The organism is Herbinix hemicellulosilytica (genome assembly GCF_002904165.1).
Lineage (GTDB): Bacteria > Bacillota > Clostridia > Lachnospirales > Lachnospiraceae > Mobilitalea > Mobilitalea hemicellulosilytica.
Window position 1 is genome coordinate 371376 of the sequence record NZ_CVTD020000015.1, and the last position, 19321, is coordinate 390696.

At 37.4% G+C, this 19321-nt stretch carries 20 protein-coding genes; 1 reads left to right on the forward strand and 19 read right to left on the reverse strand.

What is annotated here, in order from left to right; all coding sequences use genetic code 11:
• Positions 1 to 23 precede the first annotated feature (23 nt).
• The 10 genes from HHT355_RS06780 to HHT355_RS06825 form a co-directional block, all read right to left on the reverse strand.
• The gene (locus HHT355_RS06780; RefSeq protein ID WP_103202663.1) at positions 24 to 794 is read right to left on the reverse strand and encodes a FliH/SctL family protein; all 771 of its coding nucleotides are present in this window, start codon (positions 792 to 794) and stop codon (positions 24 to 26) included.
• Positions 787 to 1803, reverse strand: coding sequence for a flagellar motor switch protein FliG (fliG, locus tag HHT355_RS06785; protein WP_103202664.1), 1017 nt, complete (start codon positions 1801 to 1803; stop codon positions 787 to 789). Before fliG ends, HHT355_RS06780 begins: the two co-directional genes overlap by 8 nt.
• A 15-nt stretch (positions 1804 to 1818) precedes the next feature.
• Positions 1819 to 3414, reverse strand: a complete 1596-nt coding sequence (locus tag HHT355_RS06790) for a flagellar M-ring protein FliF C-terminal domain-containing protein (RefSeq protein WP_103202665.1) — start codon at positions 3412 to 3414, stop codon at positions 1819 to 1821.
• 41 nt (positions 3415 to 3455) lie between these two features.
• The gene (gene fliE, locus HHT355_RS06795; protein ID WP_103202666.1) at positions 3456 to 3767 is read right to left on the reverse strand and encodes a flagellar hook-basal body complex protein FliE; all 312 of its coding nucleotides are present in this window, start codon (positions 3765 to 3767) and stop codon (positions 3456 to 3458) included.
• 17 nt (positions 3768 to 3784) lie between these two features.
• Entirely contained in the window at positions 3785 to 4222 is a 438-nt protein-coding gene (flgC, locus tag HHT355_RS06800) for a flagellar basal body rod protein FlgC (protein WP_103202667.1), read from the reverse strand.
• A 21-nt stretch (positions 4223 to 4243) separates the two neighbouring features.
• The gene (gene flgB / locus HHT355_RS06805) at positions 4244 to 4636 is read right to left on the reverse strand and encodes a flagellar basal body rod protein FlgB (RefSeq protein ID WP_103202668.1); all 393 of its coding nucleotides are present in this window, start codon (positions 4634 to 4636) and stop codon (positions 4244 to 4246) included.
• A gap of 358 nt (positions 4637 to 4994) precedes the next feature.
• Positions 4995 to 5765 (reverse strand): GTP-sensing pleiotropic transcriptional regulator CodY, encoded by a 771-nt coding sequence (gene codY / locus HHT355_RS06810; RefSeq protein ID WP_103202669.1) that lies wholly within the window; start codon positions 5763 to 5765, stop codon positions 4995 to 4997.
• A gap of 218 nt (positions 5766 to 5983) precedes the next feature.
• Positions 5984 to 8065 carry a type I DNA topoisomerase gene (topA, locus tag HHT355_RS06815; RefSeq protein ID WP_103202670.1) on the reverse strand — a complete coding sequence of 694 codons (2082 nt, stop codon included), beginning with the start codon at positions 8063 to 8065 and terminating at the stop codon, positions 5984 to 5986.
• 222 nt (positions 8066 to 8287) lie between these two features.
• A complete protein-coding gene (gene dprA, locus HHT355_RS06820; RefSeq protein ID WP_158245910.1) occupies positions 8288 to 9409 on the reverse strand; it encodes a DNA-processing protein DprA in 1122 nt (373 codons plus the stop codon).
• Between the two features lie 186 nt (positions 9410 to 9595).
• Positions 9596 to 10078: a magnesium chelatase subunit ChlI family protein gene (locus HHT355_RS06825; protein ID WP_103202672.1), complete on the reverse strand. Its 483-nt coding sequence runs from the start codon at positions 10076 to 10078 to the stop codon at positions 9596 to 9598.
• Between the two features lie 229 nt (positions 10079 to 10307).
• Here HHT355_RS06825 and HHT355_RS06830 point away from each other — a divergent pair, with 229 nt between their 5' ends.
• Positions 10308 to 11093, forward strand: a complete 786-nt coding sequence (locus HHT355_RS06830; protein ID WP_103202673.1) for an Ig-like domain-containing protein — start codon at positions 10308 to 10310, stop codon at positions 11091 to 11093.
• 53 nt (positions 11094 to 11146) lie between these two features.
• On the opposite strand, the gene HHT355_RS13805 is transcribed toward HHT355_RS06830, so the two are convergent.
• The 9 genes from HHT355_RS13805 to HHT355_RS06875 all read right to left on the reverse strand — a co-directional run bounded on the left by HHT355_RS13805 (position 11147) and on the right by HHT355_RS06875 (position 19319).
• Positions 11147 to 11914 carry an endolysin-like domain-containing protein gene (locus HHT355_RS13805; RefSeq protein ID WP_242967583.1) on the reverse strand — a complete coding sequence of 256 codons (768 nt, stop codon included), beginning with the start codon at positions 11912 to 11914 and terminating at the stop codon, positions 11147 to 11149.
• 3 nt (positions 11915 to 11917) lie between these two features.
• Positions 11918 to 12112, reverse strand: coding sequence for a holin (locus HHT355_RS06840; RefSeq protein ID WP_103202674.1), 195 nt, complete (start codon positions 12110 to 12112; stop codon positions 11918 to 11920).
• A complete protein-coding gene (locus HHT355_RS06845; RefSeq protein ID WP_103202675.1) occupies positions 12109 to 12369 on the reverse strand; it encodes a hypothetical protein in 261 nt (86 codons plus the stop codon). Before HHT355_RS06845 ends, HHT355_RS06840 begins: the two co-directional genes overlap by 4 nt.
• A 3-nt stretch (positions 12370 to 12372) precedes the next feature.
• Complete coding sequence (locus HHT355_RS06850) at positions 12373 to 12714, reverse strand: hypothetical protein (protein WP_103202676.1); 342 nt, start codon at positions 12712 to 12714, stop codon at positions 12373 to 12375.
• A 55-nt stretch (positions 12715 to 12769) separates the two neighbouring features.
• Positions 12770 to 13762, reverse strand: coding sequence for a site-specific tyrosine recombinase/integron integrase (xerA, locus tag HHT355_RS06855; protein ID WP_158245911.1), 993 nt, complete (start codon positions 13760 to 13762; stop codon positions 12770 to 12772).
• A gap of 198 nt (positions 13763 to 13960) precedes the next feature.
• Positions 13961 to 16204: a BppU family phage baseplate upper protein gene (locus HHT355_RS13725; protein WP_199179169.1), complete on the reverse strand. Its 2244-nt coding sequence runs from the start codon at positions 16202 to 16204 to the stop codon at positions 13961 to 13963.
• A complete protein-coding gene (locus tag HHT355_RS06865; protein ID WP_103202678.1) occupies positions 16152 to 16361 on the reverse strand; it encodes a hypothetical protein in 210 nt (69 codons plus the stop codon). Before HHT355_RS06865 ends, HHT355_RS13725 begins: the two co-directional genes overlap by 53 nt.
• Positions 16362 to 16371: 10 nt before the next feature.
• Positions 16372 to 18651, reverse strand: a complete 2280-nt coding sequence (locus HHT355_RS06870) for a phage tail protein (protein ID WP_103202679.1) — start codon at positions 18649 to 18651, stop codon at positions 16372 to 16374.
• On the reverse strand, positions 18648 to 19319 hold the full coding sequence (locus HHT355_RS06875) for a distal tail protein Dit (protein WP_103202680.1): 672 nt from the start codon (positions 19317 to 19319) through the stop codon (positions 18648 to 18650). The genes HHT355_RS06870 and HHT355_RS06875 overlap by 4 nt, the downstream gene beginning before the upstream one ends.
• Positions 19320 to 19321 lie beyond the last annotated feature (2 nt).

The following is a 19321-nucleotide window of genomic DNA, read 5'->3' on the forward strand; positions in this document are numbered from 1 at the left end:
ATATCGGCATATTATATTGTTTTCTAAATACATGAAAGTAGTTTTAAATCATTTACCAAATTATTTAATTGAACATCCAGGCTGCAATCTATAACTTTATTTTCACTTTCAATCACACATTGATTTTTCATAAGATGTAAATCCTTTGATATCTGTATCTGGCAGCCTGTTATTTCTTCCAGATAATCTTTTTTCGATAGCAATAAATCATAATCTTCGCTGCTTACCCGTATATTATAAGAATCTAAGTTGTCGTAAGCCCTAAGTCCTTTCTCAACCAGATAAAGAATGATATCGGTCTTGTCCTCTGTTAAAATACCGGTTATTTTTGTTACAAGAGAAGCGACAAGCTCTGCTACATTTCCTTCTATTTGACTAAGCAGCATCTGATATTCCTTTTCTTGTCTTAACTTTTGCTCATTAAGCTCCTGTCTTAATTTTTCCGCTTCTTTGCCGGCTTTTTTTATTCCTTCGTCATAACCTTGTTTTGATGCTTGTTTGAAAGCTTCTTCCTTTATCCTTACAGCTTCCTGTTTTGCCTCTTCAAGTATTTCGGCCGCTTTTATCCGGGCATCTTCCAATATTTGTTCTGTTTCTTTTTTTATCTCTTCTTCGGTCTTTATCTGATCAACAACAACAGCCTGAAGGCCTTCTTCAAATTCTCCTTCATTCTGGACTTGGCTTATCTTATTTAATCTTTTTTCTTCTATTTCCGATACCTTATCCTTATAATCGATAAGAATCTTGCTGCCTGTCTTGTACTGGACCGAGTAAGCCTTAATAATATTAGACAATTATCTCATCACCTCCGCCTCTGGATATGATAATCTCAGAGGAATCCTCCAGCTTTCTGATAATGTTGACAATTCTCTGCTGAGCCTCTTCAACATCCTTCATGCGGACAGGTCCCATATATTCCATATCCTCTTTTATCATAGCAGCAAGTCTCTTAGACATATTGTTAAAGATAACATTCTGTACTTCTTCCGTAGCACCTTTAAGCGCAACAGCCAGTTCATTGTTATCAACTTCTCTGAGAACTCTCTGAATCGATCTGTCATCCAGGCTAAGTATGTCTTCGAATACGAACATCTTCTTGCGGATTTCGTCAGCAAGCTCGGGATCTTCTATCTCTAAGGTTTCCATAATATGTTTCTCTGTACCGCGATCTACGGTATTTAAGATCTCTACGATAGCATCCACGCCACCGACGATTGTGTAATCCTGATTTACCAAGGATGCCAGTTTTCGCTCCAGTATCTTTTCCACTTCTTTGATGACATCCGGCGATGTCCTGTCCATAGTTGCAATACGCTTAGCCACATCCGCCTGTTTATCCGGGGAAAGTCCCGATATAATAGCGGAAGCCTGAGAAGAAGGAAGGTATGACAAAATCAAAGCAATGGTCTGAGGATGTTCGTCCTGTATAAAGTTCAAAAGTTGTGTTGCATCTGCCTTGCGGACAAATTCGAAAGGCCGTACCTGTAAAGATGCTGTCAGCTTTCCTATTACTTCCCTGGCTTTTTCTGGTCCCAGGGCTTTCTCAAGAAGTTCTTTAGCATAAGAGATACCGCCCTCTGCAATATACTGCTGTGCAAGGCATATCTCGTAGAATTCATCCAATACCATATCCTTTGTAGCAGCAGAGACACTGCGGGTATTGGCAATCTCCAGGGTCAGTGCTTCTATTTCATCTTCTCTCAGATGCTTAAAGATATTAGCTGAACGCTCCGGTCCGAGAGTTATCAGCAATATTGCAGCTTTTTGTATTCCCGTAATTTCTTGTGCGCTTGCCTTTGCCACTTTACATACTCCTCCCTATTCCCAATCTTCGCTTAACCAGTTGCGAAGAAGCTGTGCAACCGCATCAGGTTTTTCATCAACAAATTTCTCTATCATCCTGCGTACTTCCGATGCATCTGAGAACTCAATATCTTCAAGAGATTTTTGCTCTTTAGTTGTAGCCAAAAGCTCTTCTACGGATAATTCGGGTTCCAATTCTGTAACCTCCACAGGCTTCATAGCTTTAAATACTACGAAGAATACCATGGCCACAATCATAACCAGAAGTATAATCTGCAGGTAATCTGTCCAATCCCTGACTTTGATTTCCTTTGGAAGAAATACCGGTTGCTCTATTGCGGTTATTTGAATATTGTTTTCCGGTATTCCCGTTGCCATGGACACCATTGCAACAATATCGGGATCGACTTCAAGCTTGGTTCCGTCACTGTTAGCCCTTACATATTCCTCAAATGTCATATTTTCCAAAGAACCGTTTTGCTCCAATTCTTCTTCTGTAATTGTTATAATCTTGCGAAGGAGAATGCTTACGGAAGATTCCTCCGATTTTATAGCACCTACTTCATACTCTGTATTGGTAACCCTTTCATTGGGCAGGTAATCAAATTCTTCTATCTTTACACTTCCACTGGTACTTGATCCGTCTTCAATCATATAATCCGTTTCGTCGTTTGATGAAGTACCGGGAATACCTCCTCCCTGTACTCCGACATTCTCAGAATTATATGTATAGCTGTGGCTGTATAAACCCTGGTCCTGCCCTTCTGCGGGAATATATTCCGTGTATAATTCCGATACTTTCTTAAAATCCAATACTAAATTCGGCATTATAACAACGTCATCGTAGCCGCTTTTTATAAGGCCCATATACAAATTGTTTATAATGGTATTGCGAAGCATCTCACGGTATTCTTCCTTGGTTTTTGCGCTTCCGGAATATAAATCCTGGGCCCCTCCGTAAAGCAAATTACCGTTCTGGTCTGCCACTTTTATATTATCGGTTGTTTTATTTCCGATAACGGCAGCCACCACTTCCGCAATAGTTTCCGCAGACTCCGGTTTGAAATTCTTATCGACGGTAAGAAGAACACTGGCACTGGTATCTCTTTGACTTGACAAAATAGAATTGGTATCATCTACCGGAATATAGAATACCTCTGCATCCAGGACTCCGTCCATACTTTTAATGAATCTCTTAAGCTGATTCTGCAGATACAGATTTAATTTAAGATTTCGGTCACTGTTTGTTGTACTCAGACTGTTATTGAGAAGCTCGTCCAACGAAAGACCTGTTGAAGGCATATCATTGCTGGCGAGCAGCAAAACAGCATCAGAATATTTTTTTATATCAACCGAAACTGTAAGATTGTCGGAACCGAGTTTATACTTTATGCCTTCCGATTCAAGCAAACTTACGACTTCACTTGCTTCTTTTGTATTTTCAGCTACGGTAAGTTCCTTGTATTCAATACGGTTTGTTATATATATTAATAATCCAAATGCCAATATTATTGCACTGACCACACTGATTAAAATGGTCTTTTGCTTTGCCGTGTACTTGTTCCAAAAAGCCACTGCCTTTTCGGATATTAATTTCAGCCTTTCTGCCATTATCCCTACTCCTAGAATTCAAAATTTCGTGTATTATAATTCTAAAATTGCAGATTCATTATTTCCTTATACGCCTCTAATACTTGATTGCGGACTGCAACGGTAAACTGCAGCGCTAAATTTGCCTTTTGCTGCGCTATCTGCAAATCGTGGGTATTATCCAAAAGGCCGAGTGAAAATGCAATCTCAGCTTCTTCAGCTTCATTGGTGTAACGGTTGGTATCCTCGATCATTTGTGCAGCAGCCTTAAATAAAGTCTCAAAAGCCGCATTTCTGTTTTCTTTAGATGTTGTTGCAGAACCAACGTGATATTTACTGAATTCGCCCAAAGTACCTATGCTAGCTATATTCATTGTTTAACTACACCCTCCTATTTGCCTACTTCCAGGCCTTTTAATGCCATGCTTTTCGTAGCATTAAAAGCTGTAACATTGGCTTCGTAAGATCTGGTTGCATCTATCAAATCAGTCATTTCCTGAACAATGATCACATTGGGATAAGATACATAACCTTCTTCATCCGCATCCGGATGGTTGGGATCGTATACCTTATTCATCGGAGTTTCGCTATCCTCAACTATCCTGGTGACCTTTACTCCGTTACCGGGTACACCGGCAGTTTTCATAAATATCTCCTGAAACGGCGAGGTGGTCCTTTCCGAAAAAACCACAGCTTTACGTTTATATGGCTGACCGTTCTTATCTCTGGTAGTCCTTACGTTTGCTATATTCTGAGAGATTACATCCATTCGTAGCCTCTGGGCGCTCATCCCGCTGGCACTTATGTTCATACCGCTAAATGCAGCCATCTGTTTTCCTCCTTATTTTAGTTATTTATTATTTTGCAGCACCATTTTTAATCTGTTAAACTCCTGTGTAATAGAATCCATAAGCGCATAATATTTTATTTGGTTTTCGGCCAAATTGGCTGTTTCAGTGTCTATATCAACATTATTTCCGTCCAACCGATAGCTAAGATTCGAATAATCGGTATATACCTGAGGTTCGATCCTGTCAAGCCTTACTCTGGATACCCTCTTGTCCAAAGAATTGTCCCCGGTCAGAGCAGACATAAGTAAGGACTCAAACTGAATGTCTTTTCTTTTATATCCGGGAGTGCTTACATTCGCTATATTGTTGGCGATAACTTCGTTTCTTTTCCAGCTGGCGCCTGCAGCTTTCGTAAGAACATTTATATAATTGAAAGCATTTGAATTAATCATAATCTTCAACCTCCGTTAAGAATAATTATAATAAATATTACAAAAAACACAAGATATGTTTGCAAAATTAGTAGAATAGTACCACATATTGTGTAAAAATGTCCATTCATTTTAATAAAAATTCTTGGTGATACTAACACAATTTTGGTAAAAACCCCGTTTGCTGGTAAAAAATAAACCATGATTTTATTATCTCTGTAAAAAGCTTGTTGATAAATAGGAAATTTGGCGGAATATTGTACTTTTTAGTAGAATTTTTAATAAAATCATAAAATTTTAGTCAATTTTTGTTTGTTAAAAATTTAATATATAAAAAAAGATTTATGGGTAAATACCCCCATAAATCTTTCTGTTAATCTTAGCGTTGTAGATTTTTCAATTCATCAAAAACTACATCATTAAGTACTTTTATATATGTCCCTTTCATTCCCGAGGAACGGGATTCGATTACACCGGCACTTTCAAATTTTCTGAGAGCATTGACAATAACAGACCTTGTTATTCCGACGCGGTCAGCAATTTTGCTGGCTACCAATATTCCCTCGTTTCCCTTTAACTCGTTAAAAATGTGCTGAATTGCTTCCAGCTCCGAAAAGGATAAAGTACTTATTGCGGATTTGACAATCTGGATTTTTCTGTTCTCCTCGGCATTTTCTTCGTTTACCGAGCGCATCATCTCAAGGCCTACTACTGTAGTACCGTATTCGCTGAGAATAATATCGTCAATATTATATTGAGAACCGATTCTGTATATGAATAAAGTTCCCAGTCTTTCACCCGCAATATCGATCGGGGTTATTATGGCAGTATAGTTTTCTACACCGTCAAACTCAAACCCCAATGTGTTAAGATTAACATTCTCTTTTGTAGACAATATGTTGAGAAGCCTTTCATTCAGCAAACTGTCAATGTATTTGCCGACAGTATCCTTTATAAGTTCATTAATCTCTTCAATATCCGGTCTGTTTTTTATACCCAGTACTTTGCCTTTACGACTGATAACCAACACATTGGAACGTAATATATCACTCAGCACAACACAGATGTCGTTAAAAACAACTTTGTGTGAATTGTTGTTATGCAAAAGGTTGTTAATTTTTCTTGTTTTATCAAGCAATTGAACGCTCATTAAACTGTTCCTCCAATACATTTCTTATCTTTGCTATAATAAAGCAATCCGCAGGTCAAGTTATCAAAAAGTAAAGCAACTGAATTTTTCCAATTGTATTGCCTTTTTCATTTTATCACAAATTATTTTCAAAAACAATACTATATTCTTTATTTTGACACACATTTTCAGACAAAATTTTCATTTTACGACAAATTTTACTGTATTGTGTATATCTTTTAATCAACGTTTTCGTTTTTATCGGCTGTTACATAGCCGCAGTTTTCATTGCTGCACACTAGTTTGCCGCCTTTTTCCAGCATAATTTCTCCACATTTAATGCATTTAACATTTGAAGGTTTCTGCCAGGTCATGAAATTGCAGTCAGGATGGTTGCTGCATCCGAAATATTTTCTGCCTTTTTTGGTTTTTCGTATTACTATGTCACCGCCGCACAGAGGACATTTCACGCCGATTTTTTCAAGATAGGGCTTTGTGTTTGTACAGTCGGGGAATCCCGGACATCCCAAAAATTTACCGTGCGGGCCATATTTTATTACCATGTTGCGGCCGCAAAGCTCGCAAACCTCATCACTTACTTCATCTTCAATTTTTATCTTATCCAGTTCTTCCTGGGCTTTATTAACCGCCTCTATAAGATCGGGATAAAAATTCCTCACTATGGTTTTCCAGGACAAGGTTCCGTCTTCCACACTGTCAAGCAATGCTTCCATGTTGGCGGTAAAATTAACATCCACTATGCTAGGGAATGCCTTCATCATAATATTGTTTACGGCTTCACCAAGTTCCGTAACATATAAGTTCTTGTTTTCTTTAATAACATATCTTCTGGCTATAATGGTACTGATCGTCGGTGCATAAGTACTGGGTCTGCCTATTCCAAGTTCCTCCAGGGTTTTGACAAGAGAAGCCTCGGTATAATGCGGAGGCGGCTGTGTGAAATGTTGGCTCTTTTTTATTTCTTTCAGTTCCAGCACGTCCCCTTCGGTTAAGGTTTCATATGTTGTCTTAATTACATCCTCGTCCTCTTCATCCTGATAAACACTTAAGAATCCTTCAAATACAAGTTTTGATGCGGACGTGGAAAACCAGTGATTATTTCCTTCTATTTTAATTGAGGTTGTTTCGTAAACGGCAGACTGCATTCTGCTAGCCACAAACCTTTTCCATATAAGCTGGTACAGCCTGTACTGGTCCCTGCTTAGAGAATCTTTAATGTCAGAAGGTGTAAACTGCACATTGGTGGGACGGATGGCTTCATGGGCATCCTGAATTTTTTTCCCGCTGCGGTTGCCGCCGGATTGGGCTGATGCTACATACTCCTTACCGTAAGTCGCTCCGATAAATTCCTTTACTGCCGCATCGGCTTCATCACTGATTCTTACGGAATCCGTACGCAGATAAGTAATAAGACCTACGCTGCCGTATCCTTTTATATCAATACCCTCGTATAATTGCTGTGCCAGCTGCATGGTTTTGCTTGTTGAAAAATTCAGCACCTTTGCAGCTTCCTGCTGCAAAGTACTGGTTGTAAAAGGCAGGGGAGCTTTTCTAACCCTTTCCCCTCTCTTTATTTCTCTGATAACAAATTCCGCCCCTTTTAGCTCATTTAGAATATTTTGTGCTTCTGCCTCGGAACGGACTGTTGTTTTATTTTTATCTTTGCCTATATATTTGGCTATAAGGGGCTTTTTCTCCCCTTTTAAGGTAAATTCCGCTTCCAGATTCCAGTATTCTTCCGGAATGAAGGAATTGATCTCTTCTTCCCTGTCACAAATAATTCTAAGGGCTACCGACTGTACTCTTCCTGCGCTTAAGCCCCGTTTTACCTTATTCCAAAGCAGGGGACTTATGGTGTAACCCACCATACGGTCTAGGACTCTTCTTGCCTGCTGGGCATCAACAAGATTCATATCAATCTTTCTTGCATTTTTTATGGCGTTTTTTACCGCATTTTTTGTAATTTCATTAAATACAATCCTGTTAGGTATATTATTATCCAGCTTCAGCGAATTGGACAAATGCCACGATATGGCTTCACCTTCCCGGTCCGGGTCTGTGGCCAGATATACTTTATCCGCCTTCTTTACTTCTTTTCTAAGTTTGGCAAGCAGTTCTCCCTTGCCTCGTATAGTTATATATTTAGGCTCGAAATCATTTTCAATATCTATTCCCATCTGACTTTTCGGCAAATCCATTACGTGTCCGTTGGATGCAACAACTTCATAATTGCTTCCCAAAAATTTTTTAATGGTCTTCGCTTTTGCCGGAGATTCCACAATCACGAGATATCTTGGCATAATCAAACTCCTCTTTCTATGTTTGACATTTACTAAGTCTTATAATATTATTATTAATCGTGCCCTATGCCAAGGCTTTAAAAAGCATACACCATTTTTTCCTGTGTTTCAAGTAAATATTTTTAATTTTTTATTAAAATATTCATTTTTTATGTTTTATCATATTTTATTCAGATTTTTGCATAAAATGACTAACTATTCAAAAGATAAAGCAGACAAGCTTCATACCTGCTTTCTTACATAATAATTTTTTAAAGGCTGGGCAACCATATCTTTAAGTTCCATAGAAAGCATAATTTCCATTAATTTATCTATCGGCATTTGTGACATTTGTGAAATCTCCTCGATATGCCTGGGGGTAAGGCTAAGAAGTTGATAAATAATCCGTTCTTCTTCAACAAGGGCTTCTTTTATATTTAATTGCCCGGATTCGTCGGCAGAATAGCAGGCTATTAAGTCCTCCAAAACATCCGACGGTGAAGTAACCACTTTGGCTCCCATTTTAATTAAGTTATTGCATCCTAAACTCAGTTTATCTGTTATTCTTCCTGGTACGGCATAAATATTTTTTCCCTGGTCAAGCCCCATATCAACCGTAATCAGAGAGCCGCTTTTTTCACCGGCCTCGATAACCAGAATTCCGTCACTTAAAGCACTTATAATACGGTTTCGCATGGGAAAATGATAGGGCAAAGGCTTTATGCCGGGACCGTATTCCGATATGATACCTCCTTGTTTTTGTATGTCCATATAGAGGTTAATGTTCTCGGCAGGATAACATATATCAATTCCGCAACCTAAAACCGCATATGTACTTCCTCCTGCCGAAACGGCTCCCGCATGAGCATAAGAATCTATCCCCCTTGCCAGGCCGGAAATTATGACAATACCTTCTTTTGCTATTGAGCCTGCCAGATATCTTGCAATTTCTTTTCCGTATGAAGAACAGTTTCTTGCCCCTACAACGGCTAATGATTTTTTGCCAAATGGCAGAGGGTTGCCTTTAAAATACAATATAACCGGCGGATCATAAATATGCCTCAATTTGTCGGGATATGCTTCATCAAAGACAGTAATATATCCTATCCTCCGTTCTTTTAAAAAGCTCAGATTTTTCTTTAGATTATCCGGTTTTCGGGAAGTAATTATCGCAGCCGTTTCCCGGTCGGTAATAGTGATGCCTTTGCTGCGGCAATATTCTTTTACATCCTTCAGGGCTTTTTCGGATGCGAAGAAAAAATCTTTTGGACACTTAAAATATTCGATAACAGCAGACAGTTTTTTATAGTTTAAATTCGTATATGTGCATAACCAATATGTATAAATATCCTGCTCATCCTTCAATTTCATTTCCTCCGTATAGTCTGTACTTTATTATGTACTCTTTCTTATTGACTATTAAATATCTTTATTTCTTTTAATCCATTTTCATATTCGAATTGATTTTTGATATTCCTTGTTATGCAAAAAATAATTTATTAAAACCTTCTTATGCCGCCGAAAGGATCGCATATATTATTCATTCCGGTCCTACCAGTATTTATCGTCCAGGCTCCTGTAGCAGATTGCCTCGCTAAGATGTTTGACGGTAATCTTTTCGCTGTTATCCAGGTCGGCAATGGTACGGGCCACCTTTAATATTCTGTGGTATGCTCTTGCAGACAGATTCATCTTAATAAAAGCTTTTTCTAACAGAGTCTGTTCTTTCGATTCTAGTTTGCAGAACTTCTTTATGGTTTTTGGAGTCAGTTGGGAATTGTAGCGTATATTACAGTCTTTATATCTTTCTGCCTGTATCTGATGAGCTTTATTAATCCGCTCCCTTATTTTTGCCGAACTTTCTTCCTTACTCTTTGTCTGCAGTTCCTTAAAATCAATATTCATTGCTTCTATGCAAATATCAAACCTGTCCAACATAGGTTTTGATATTTTGCCCAAATAGCGTTTTACCATAGGAATGGAACAATTACATTTGTTCCGGTCAGGATAATATCCGCACGAGCAAGGATTCATCCGTGTTTATAATTTACATACATGTTTATTAATGTTTTTCTTCCTATTTAAATACTTATTAATATAATAAACATTTTGTAAAATTTTATATTGCTTATTATAATAATTTAAAAACAATCTCTCAGAAACCCCATGCGTTTAATAAATTGGCGTATGGGGTATTTTTATTTACAAATATGTTAGATATGGGATATAATGGAATAGCAGAAATATAACAAAGGAGGTTATTATGAAAAAGATAATATCTCTATTTATAGCGTTTATACTGGCTTTAGTTATAACAACTCCTCGTCCTGCTGAAGCTGCAGTTAAAATAAGCAAAAAGAAAGCAACCCTAGAAGTTGATGCAACATTGAAACTTAAAATCACAGGAACCAAAAGCAAAGCAACATGGAAATCAAACAATAAATCTGTTGCCACTGTTGATAAAAACGGCTTAGTAACTGCAGTATCTGAAGGACAAGCTACAATTACCGCTACTGTAGATAGCAAAAAATATACATGTGTGGTTACTGTAGTTGATAGTAATAAAGATACATCTAAATCATCTATCACAACATCGGCGGATTTTGAAGATTATTTAAACAGCACCTACTCTTCAATTAATACTCCTATGGGTAAAATTCAATTTAAGCATCGAGTATCTGAAAATAAATCTGAAGTATTTGCATACGATTTCTACATTACAACAGAATGGGAAGGTTTATCGCCATATGATATAGAATATTCATCGTCATATAGTTCTTCCGACAAAGATAAAACCATAAACAAATTAAAGGATATACAGAAGAGTATATATAATGATTTTATAGCCTTTTTCCCAGGCAAAAAAGCTATGGGCGGATATTGCCAATCGTGGTATGAATATCCAACTTTGAAAGTAGGATATAATAGCATTCGTTTTTTATCATGGTGTAACTATGACGACTCGGGTGATGTGTACGCATATAAAACATCTAAAATAAGTGATTTTAAATGGATTCCAAATATTGACGACTATGATTTCACAAAATAAAAACTCAAAAAATAAGGCGGGTCTGGCAAAACCAAGTACCCGCCTCTTTGATGCTATTTAGTTCGGCCAGCTGCCAGAGCCTGTCTTGTGGCCGTTCCTATCTTTTTCCCATCATCGGCCATATCTTTATTCCAGCCCAAGGCGTTCCAATACATCAAAGTTGCAATTCTGGTTTTTGGACCGTAGTCGCCATCTACAGCCAAAGGGATAATATCTTTTATCGAACCGTATATCTTTATTAAAACAGTATTTAATTTTTCCTGGGCCCATTTTATATCCCGTTTTGGCGAATCCGGAGTGATTGCTTTTCCCGGAATATAATAGGTATCCCCGTCCTCCAACGCCATAACGACATGGGATCCTTCTTTAAGATAAATGCCACCCCGTTTAGCTAATTTATCCGATAACAAATGGGATGAGTCAGTATACTCTACAAATTTTCCTGTTCGTAGAAGTTTGCTTCTTAAGTTCCCTGTATAGCCGTCTGGTGACATATCAAGGTCTGCAAGTATGTAACAAGTAATTACCAATGATGAACAATCAAACTCTCCGCAGGCTTTTTCAAAACCATTCTTTTTAATAGAATTATATCCGGTCCATCGTTCGTTCTGATCATACCCAAAATTGTCGTTCTGGCAAATCCTTTCCATCCATTCTGCTGCCTTGTTTGCTAAAGTCTTATCTGTGCATTCTAAGTATACGTTCCATGGTTTGCTATACCATTCCCGGATACATATTTCTTTGCCGGTCTGGTCCCCGACTTTTCCGCCTGCAATTTTGCCGTTTTCGTCGATAGAGGCATGTCCGATTTTTATTGCCATTTCTTATACCTCCTTAACTTCCGGCAATCCTGCTAAGGATGTGAGCAAAGACAAAATTCCCGCAAGTATTGATGCCGATGCAACAGCCACCCAATCAACTTCGCTCAGTACCATTGATGTTCCTATTGTCGCTCCTGCTGTTTGCGCCATAGTTTTTAAAGCTCTTACTCCTGCTGCCTTCAACCACTTTTTACTCATTTTACATCCATCCTTTCTTCTAAATCTTTTATCCTATTATTTGCCACCTTAAATTTTTCGTCGTATACATCGCATCTTTTCTCAAGCTCATATGTGCGTTCAATAACCCTGTTGTGAACTTCTACTTTTTTTTCTAATTGCTCAAGCCTGTATGTAATTAATGCTGTGCTCTTTTTATGTGAAAAATATGAGCCTGCCAATGTACCGGCAAGGCTCATTCCTCCAGTTATTAATGCAACAATTATTGCACTGTCCATATATTACTCCCCCTGTTTTACTGCTTTAAGTTGTTCAATTTCGGCTCTCAGCGCAGCTATTTCTGCTAAAACAGGATCCGGCTTTTCAAGATAAACGGTTACATTCATGGCCCCTTCATTTTCGAATATTTCGAACCGGCCTGTTATAATTGTGTACCCTTCAAATATGGTACATAGAGCTCCGCCCTCTGTGCAAACTTCTATAGTTTTTAAACCGTCTTCTGTTAAAGTGCTCCTAAAATCTGCAAAATCCGTAATGCCGGCAACGGTAAATCTTAAGTTACTGTTTGCTTCGTGGATATCAGAGATTAGGTATTCATGTTCATTAAATTTTATTTTTTCCATATAATCATCCTTTCTTTTTGATATTATAAAAGGCACTCTTTCGAGTGCCTGAGCTTCATATGATGCATTTTTGATGAATTGTTTGTAAATTTTGTAGGTCTAACTTTGCATATATTTGTGTTGTTGCAGGACTTTCGTGTCCTAAAATTGCTTGTACTTCCGCAAGACTTGCCCCATTGTGCAACATATGCGTAGCTGTAGTATGCCTTATCAAATGCGGGAATACCGGCCTATTGATTCCAGCCCTAATTGCAATATTTTTAATATCTTTTTCAATTGACCCTTTACCAAGCCGATTATATGGTTGTTTGTCAGCAACGAATAAAGCTTCTGAATTATCCTTCCTGGAAAACAAATATTTTCTTAATGCCAACTGCGACCTGGCATTTAAAAAACAAAACCTCTCTTTTTTACCTTTTCCATAAACTTTAACTCTGCCTGTATTAAAATCAATATCTGTTTTATTAAGATTAATTATTTCTGATACTCTGCAACCTGTACTATATAGAGTTTCAAACAAGGCTTTTTCTCTTAATGTTTCAGCTGCATTTCTCATTTGCTCTAACTCCAACATAGTTAACGGCTGACGAACTTTTTTATCGCATTTAATCGGGTCAACTTTTTCTACCGGGTTTTTTAATATAATATCTTCCCGAACCATCCACTTATAAAAACTATTAAGTACTCTTCTTATATCATCCAGTGCCGATTTCCCTATAGTATGCGCATGTTCATATTTGAGCAAATAAAGCCTAATATCGTTTGCTGTAATTTCTTTTACATCTTTAGATATATTATTCGCAAAATTAATCAAGGTTCTTTTGTAGTGTAATAAGCTAGATTTAGTAAGTCCTTTAATGCTTTTGCTTACCAAAAATGATTTAATTTCATCCGGAATCTCATTTTTATAAACAACTATATCTGTTGTCTTTTCTGTTATTTCATACCTGGTCAATAATACAGTCAATACTTCGTCCACTCTTTTCAAATCGTCATCTGTTAAATAGTTTGATAAAATAGTAAGTGCTTCTCTTTTGAATTTTTCCATAAAAATACACATCCTCCTTGCAACATGTACGAGGATGTGGTATAATATCCTCGTACATATATGATACTTTTAGGATAGGCTCTCTGCTTTGGCTGGCACGAGCCTATCCTTTTTGTATCCATATTATACCAAACATACGTTCTGTTTGCAAGGAGAAATGTCAAATTTTCTCATATTTTTTGTAGGCTAAATAGTTATTTAACTTGCATAGAACTGTACTTGAGCGCTGTAGTAAACTGCTGTTGTAAAACTTGAATCATTAGCTAAATACAAATTACCATTTTGGTTTAGGTACATTATAGCTCCGTTCGTTCTCCCGTTACTGTCTGCTAGTTGAATTAGTACATTTCTTTCGGGGCGATATCCGACTGGCAAAGTAGTTATTATTGTTAAACCTGTAACGGTGCCTGGATTAAGTGCAGCTAAAACTAATTTTACTTCGTTTAAACCGTTTTTAGTATATTTTATAGTGCCAGTCCAGCCATTTTGTAAAGTAGCGGTTTTCCACTCTTCCCAAGCCAACTTATTATTTATCGTATTAATTTTATCGTCTAAAACCTTGCCTTGTCGAGCATCCAATACAAGACCGGCCTCAGTAGTTATTAGGTTATTTGCAATATTTGATTTGTCGATTTTGTTATTTACTTCGTACCACAATTGCGTTTTAAAATACGCAGTTATCATTGGTTTAACTGATGCGGTTGTTGATATATTCGTAGTTCCGGCATAAGTTTTAAGAGGAGGCATATCGATTGTAAATTCTGCTGGATTTAATCGCTCGTATATAATTTTTACAGGATTTACCGCAAGCCATGCTTCGAAACCAGCTATCGTTAATTCGCTTAACCGTGATCTTTTGATTCTTATAAATATATATCCTTCTTGATTAATCATAACCCCCTCTTGGTCTCCGGTATATGTAGTTGCCCTCGGTTTAAATTTGTCGCAGTAAATAGCTGTTTCGCGGTCATTATAATTCATAACCGGTTTTGCTGCTATTTGTGGTATAAGTCTAAACACTATGGTATCGTTTCCGGTATTGTCTATATAAATGGTAAGTCCATCTCCGTTGATGGTAGCTGTTATCAGCCTCTGAGTTACTTTAACTTTGTTATTGCCGTCATGTTCCGCTATATCTGCTATGCCGTTAGGCAACTTGCCAAGCTCAATTGGTATAAAAATATTACTTTTTTCTGAACCATCAGCATTTTCGGACACTAAGTCAAAATTTCTGCTGTGTTCTATCACAGCCGGATTGTCAGGGCTTATGTCCTTTGTGCTGTCAGTAACAGTTACTTTTGTAGCACCCTCGATTTTGTAGATTGCAACACTGTCATCCGACTTTATAGATGTTATTTCAGTGCCTGATTGTACGTCTACATTGTTGTTTTTTAAATTATCAAATTTAGTATCAGCATATTTGAAAATATCTTCACCTTTATTTTGTGTGTCATATACCGATTTCAGCATATCGCCTGCGCCAATGCCATCTGCGCCTTTGAGATTTGGAGTCGTAAATGTACCCTCAATAGTTGTTATATCAAGCTTATATTCTGTTGCGGTATGTGTATTGACTGTGATTGTTGGCGAAAATCCCGGATCCCCTTTGTCTCCCTTATCGCCTTTCTCTCCTGGATCGCCCTTGTCGCCCTTGTCTCCCTTATCACCTTTATCTCCCTTATCGCCTTTTTCGCCTTTTAAAGCCTCCAATTGCTCTGGAGTAAAATCCTCATATGTAAATGGATCGCCCTTATCGCCTTTCTCTCCTCTGTCTCCTTTATCTCCTTTGTCCCCTTTTGAGGCGATAAGTAGCCAATGGTTTGAGTCTGTTGGCGGATAGCCTTGTCCAGGCGAAATGTTTACATATGTACTACCCCCATAAGCAACTTTATTGCCTGGTACATATTCTTTGTCTGGATTGTATAGCTCAAATAAACTTATAGCCTCCTCTATTTCTGTTATATCCCGTAATACTTCCTCTGCCTCCTGAGCAATTCTATATGCCTCTTCTGCCTTGGGCATAGCATCTTCGATTCGGACTAACGCATTAAGCAGGGCGTTATATTCAGAAGTGCTTTCAATTTGACTATCGTCGTGGACGTTCGGCTCAATTGTAATTGGGAAAGTTACAGTTGTAAATGTTTTTCCTGAGTAAAATAAAATAATCTCACATTTTCCTTCCCCTGCTGCCGCTTGCATTTGCTGTGTGATTACCACATGCACATTATTTCCGACAACTTCGCAATCATTTAAAATCTGCTTTTTATCAGGTTTTAACATCCTTATTTTTGCCGTCGTCCCTGCCGGCAATTCTAAAACTCCGCCTTTATCGTTTATAGTAACTATCAATCTTATAGTGTCTATGCATCCCTGTTTTATAATTATTCTATTATTTGGTTTGTCGTTGTTCGTGTTTAGGATTATCTTCTTGGTTATTTCCATTTACATCGCCTTCCTTATCTTCTATTATTTCAACCGGATTTTCTAATTCGCTTGTAATAATAGCTAACCTTTTAAAATTTAATGTTCCAGTTACAACTAATCCATCAAGATGTTCTGTTATTTTTTTTATTTGTTCCATATCATATACTGCCTTCATAATATACCTCCTATATAAGTCCATAACCTTTCAGAACATTGATTAATTCATTTATCTTTGAAATCGCATTGCTTAGTGTAGCGCTTGTGCTCAAAGTACTTACTGATACTTTAGACGTGCCTGATGCTCCGAAAAATCCTATAACGTTATATACACTATTTCCAATACGAATAGCGTTCGAACTTACCCAGAAAGATGATGCTCCTATCTCTACTATTTCAACCCAACGATATGTTTTGCCACCGATACTTATAGCGTTTGAATAGCTTCCCTGTCCAAAGCATGCCCTATCTCCCATTCTTATATAATTCACGTCTAAGCCCCCGGATGTTATGCTGTCAGCACTAAGGTTTTTTACAGTTATTTTGCTCGCATCAAGTATACCTCCGCTTATACGATCGGCGCTTAAATAACCCGATGTTATGTTGTTTGCGTTTAAGTTTATTATTGTGACCAATCCGGCATTAATAATACCTGATTTAATATTACTTGCATTGAGATTAGTAACAGATACTTTACTGGCATCTATTGTTCCGGTAGTTATGTTTCCTCCGTTTATAGTTGTTTGGCCAGCTGTTGCCAGATTTGTAAACGTCACATATGCATTTATATTTAGGCTTTGTGATATCAGGCTTATTGTCCTATCTGTCAGTGTAAAATTTGATGATGATGTGCCGCTTTTTACAAGCCAATTTATTTTATTTGCTGTCTGCTCAACTACAGATATATTTTGTGTTACACCGTTTATTGCCGTAGACACTTCACTCCGGATTTGTGATGCTGTCTGGCTTATAACGGAATTCATTTGCTGAGTAGTTGAGTAATTTGTAAATCTTGCGTTAACTTCGCTCCGGATCTCTGTTGCTGTTTGAGTTATTTTAGACTCATTCTGAGTTATTCTACCATCAAGTGTCGTAAAATTATGTTGTACTGTCGATTGTATCTGATCTGCACGAATTACAAGCGAGGCTATATCCTCGCTTAGATCAGAATTCATTCTTGATACGGTTGCACTTATTTCTGATGCGGTTTGTCTTATAACAGATTGATTTCTTTGTATCAACCCAAAAATACCGTCTTGCGCCCCGTATATTTCTTCTATAAATTTACTTATAAGTTCTTCGTTATCTCTTTTGAACTCGGAATAATACTTTGATATTTTATTTGCGGTCTTTTTTATGATTTCCTTATTGTCTTCTATCTTTTCTTCAAGTTCTGTCAGCGTTCCTTTAAGAGTAGGTTTTAATGTTCCAAATTCTACTCTCCTGTACCGCATTGTTAAGCAATCAAGTTCATATGCTGTTACTTGCGTTAGGAGATCTACTCTCATGGCCGGATGTTTTACCTTTATAACATCGCCGATTTCCAGAACGCCTTCAAGATGCGCTTCCAAATTATAATTAATCTTGGGATATTGATTTGCAATAAGGTATTGAGTCGCTTGGTTTCGTAAATCAGTAATAATCAGATTGTCATAATAGGCTTTTTTTGATTGCAATTCTGCTTTTGTGGCATCTAAATTACTTTTTGTCGTATTTAATGTTTCCAGTGTATTTTCTTTATCTCCAATTAATTTGGCTATTTCATCCTCGATTAATGGAATTTGAGCTTCTATAATTGCCTTTTCTTTTTTCTCGGCCTCTGAATCGCCAAGTTCATTTAGTCTACGATTAAGCTCTGCTTTTTCTGTTTCCAAACTATTAATTGCCGTATCAAAAGCGTTATATTTGGCTTGCAGTGTTATAACACTACTTTCATAACCTGCAACCATTCCCTCAAGGTCTTTAATGATCTCTTCGAGTTCCTCTACCTCATTTTCTAATTCCTCCGATAAGTCAAATTCTAGAGTCTTTTCGTAAAGTCTCGGATAAGGATTAGGAACCGATATATAACCTTCAGGTAGCATTATGTCTTTATACCCGACAGGGATTAATTTTGTAACAACATCATCCCAATCTTCATCAACTTCGCAATTTTGCAGATTTTTCCCGTACGATATAACCACGCCTCTATCTGCAGGTGTTGACGGTTTCTCTTGCCAAATAAGCCAGGCCTTTATTGTAATCGGATTGCCTTTTGCCGGGTTGTGTATTCGATACGCCTTCTTGCCGGCCAGAGTGTCCGCAACTATAACATTGTCTTGCACTAAAAAGTCCGCATATTTCAGCGGACACTCAATTTCGATATATTCTTCTTCAGCATTTTTGTATATGATAGCTGTGATAGGCTTTAATACCATTTCGCCATTTGTAAAATAATTAGTGTCATTAGCCTTAAAAACTCTTATCATAGCCATCTACTCCTTACAAGAGTTTTGACGTTTGTAACATTTCCGGTAAAGCTTAAAATATTTTCGCCTGGCTGTAAAACCGGGAAATTACCTGTCATAACCCTGTTTCTCCTGTTGTTTAAATTATCTTTGTATGCTTCTTGTTCCTCACTATCTAACGTCACATATCCGTCAATTATTATATCGCACTGCTTATTTCCGTTAATATATACACCCACGGCACCGTTCCCAAATATAGTCATGAGCGGTAAGCTCTCGATATTACCCTGATTAATTAAAGTTCTCGCCTCTGTTTCTTCCTCATCCACGGCATATTTATATGGCTGCACCAAAAATGTTACATTGGCTTTTCTAAACCTCAAGGCTGATTCATAGTCAATCTGACTTACCACAAACGCTTCATAATATTTATCAGGTTCATTACTTAAGATTAATTTCCCGCTTCCATTAAGCCATTCCATAACATCATAAATATTCCCGTCTCTAAATCCAAGCGATATGGATTTTTCATAAGCTTTGTATCCCAAGACATTAACCTTTGTTTTATCGCTTCCGTCTACCTCTATTAGCTCATACCTCATAGGTGGTTTAACAATGGGAGGTAGACTTTCAACTATTAAATTCGTAAAGTTTTCGCTTGATATTCCTTTAAAGATAAAATAACTCATAG

Bases quoted from the DNA above. Each gene is read 5' to 3' on its own strand.
- xerA (WP_158245911.1), bottom strand. From the start codon at position 13,762: ATGGAAAAATTCAAAAGAGAAGCACTTACTATTTTATCAAACTATTTA.
- flgB (WP_103202668.1), bottom strand. From the start codon at position 4,636: ATGATTAATTCAAATGCTTTCAATTATATAAATGTTCTTACGAAAGCT.
- flgC (WP_103202667.1), bottom strand. From the start codon at position 4,222: ATGGCTGCATTTAGCGGTATGAACATAAGTGCCAGCGGGATGAGCGCC.
- HHT355_RS06840 (WP_103202674.1), bottom strand. From the start codon at position 12,112: ATGAGTAAAAAGTGGTTGAAGGCAGCAGGAGTAAGAGCTTTAAAAACT.
- HHT355_RS13725 (WP_199179169.1), bottom strand. From the start codon at position 16,204: ATGGAAATAACCAAGAAGATAATCCTAAACACGAACAACGACAAACCA.
- topA (WP_103202670.1), bottom strand. From the start codon at position 8,065: ATGCCAAGATATCTCGTGATTGTGGAATCTCCGGCAAAAGCGAAGACC.
- HHT355_RS06875 (WP_103202680.1), bottom strand. From the start codon at position 19,319: ATGAGTTATTTTATCTTTAAAGGAATATCAAGCGAAAACTTTACGAAT.
- HHT355_RS13805 (WP_242967583.1), bottom strand. From the start codon at position 11,914: ATGGCAATAAAAATCGGACATGCCTCTATCGACGAAAACGGCAAAATT.
- codY (WP_103202669.1), bottom strand. From the start codon at position 5,765: ATGAGCGTTCAATTGCTTGATAAAACAAGAAAAATTAACAACCTTTTG.
- HHT355_RS06865 (WP_103202678.1), bottom strand. From the start codon at position 16,361: ATGAAGGCAGTATATGATATGGAACAAATAAAAAAAATAACAGAACAT.
- HHT355_RS06850 (WP_103202676.1), bottom strand. From the start codon at position 12,714: ATGGAAAAAATAAAATTTAATGAACATGAATACCTAATCTCTGATATC.
- HHT355_RS06830 (WP_103202673.1), top strand. From the start codon at position 10,308: ATGAAAAAGATAATATCTCTATTTATAGCGTTTATACTGGCTTTAGTT.
- fliE (WP_103202666.1), bottom strand. From the start codon at position 3,767: ATGAATATAGCTAGCATAGGTACTTTGGGCGAATTCAGTAAATATCAC.
- HHT355_RS06870 (WP_103202679.1), bottom strand. From the start codon at position 18,651: ATGATAAGAGTTTTTAAGGCTAATGACACTAATTATTTTACAAATGGC.
- HHT355_RS06825 (WP_103202672.1), bottom strand. From the start codon at position 10,078: ATGAATCCTTGCTCGTGCGGATATTATCCTGACCGGAACAAATGTAAT.
- HHT355_RS06790 (WP_103202665.1), bottom strand. From the start codon at position 3,414: ATGGCAGAAAGGCTGAAATTAATATCCGAAAAGGCAGTGGCTTTTTGG.
- HHT355_RS06845 (WP_103202675.1), bottom strand. From the start codon at position 12,369: ATGGACAGTGCAATAATTGTTGCATTAATAACTGGAGGAATGAGCCTT.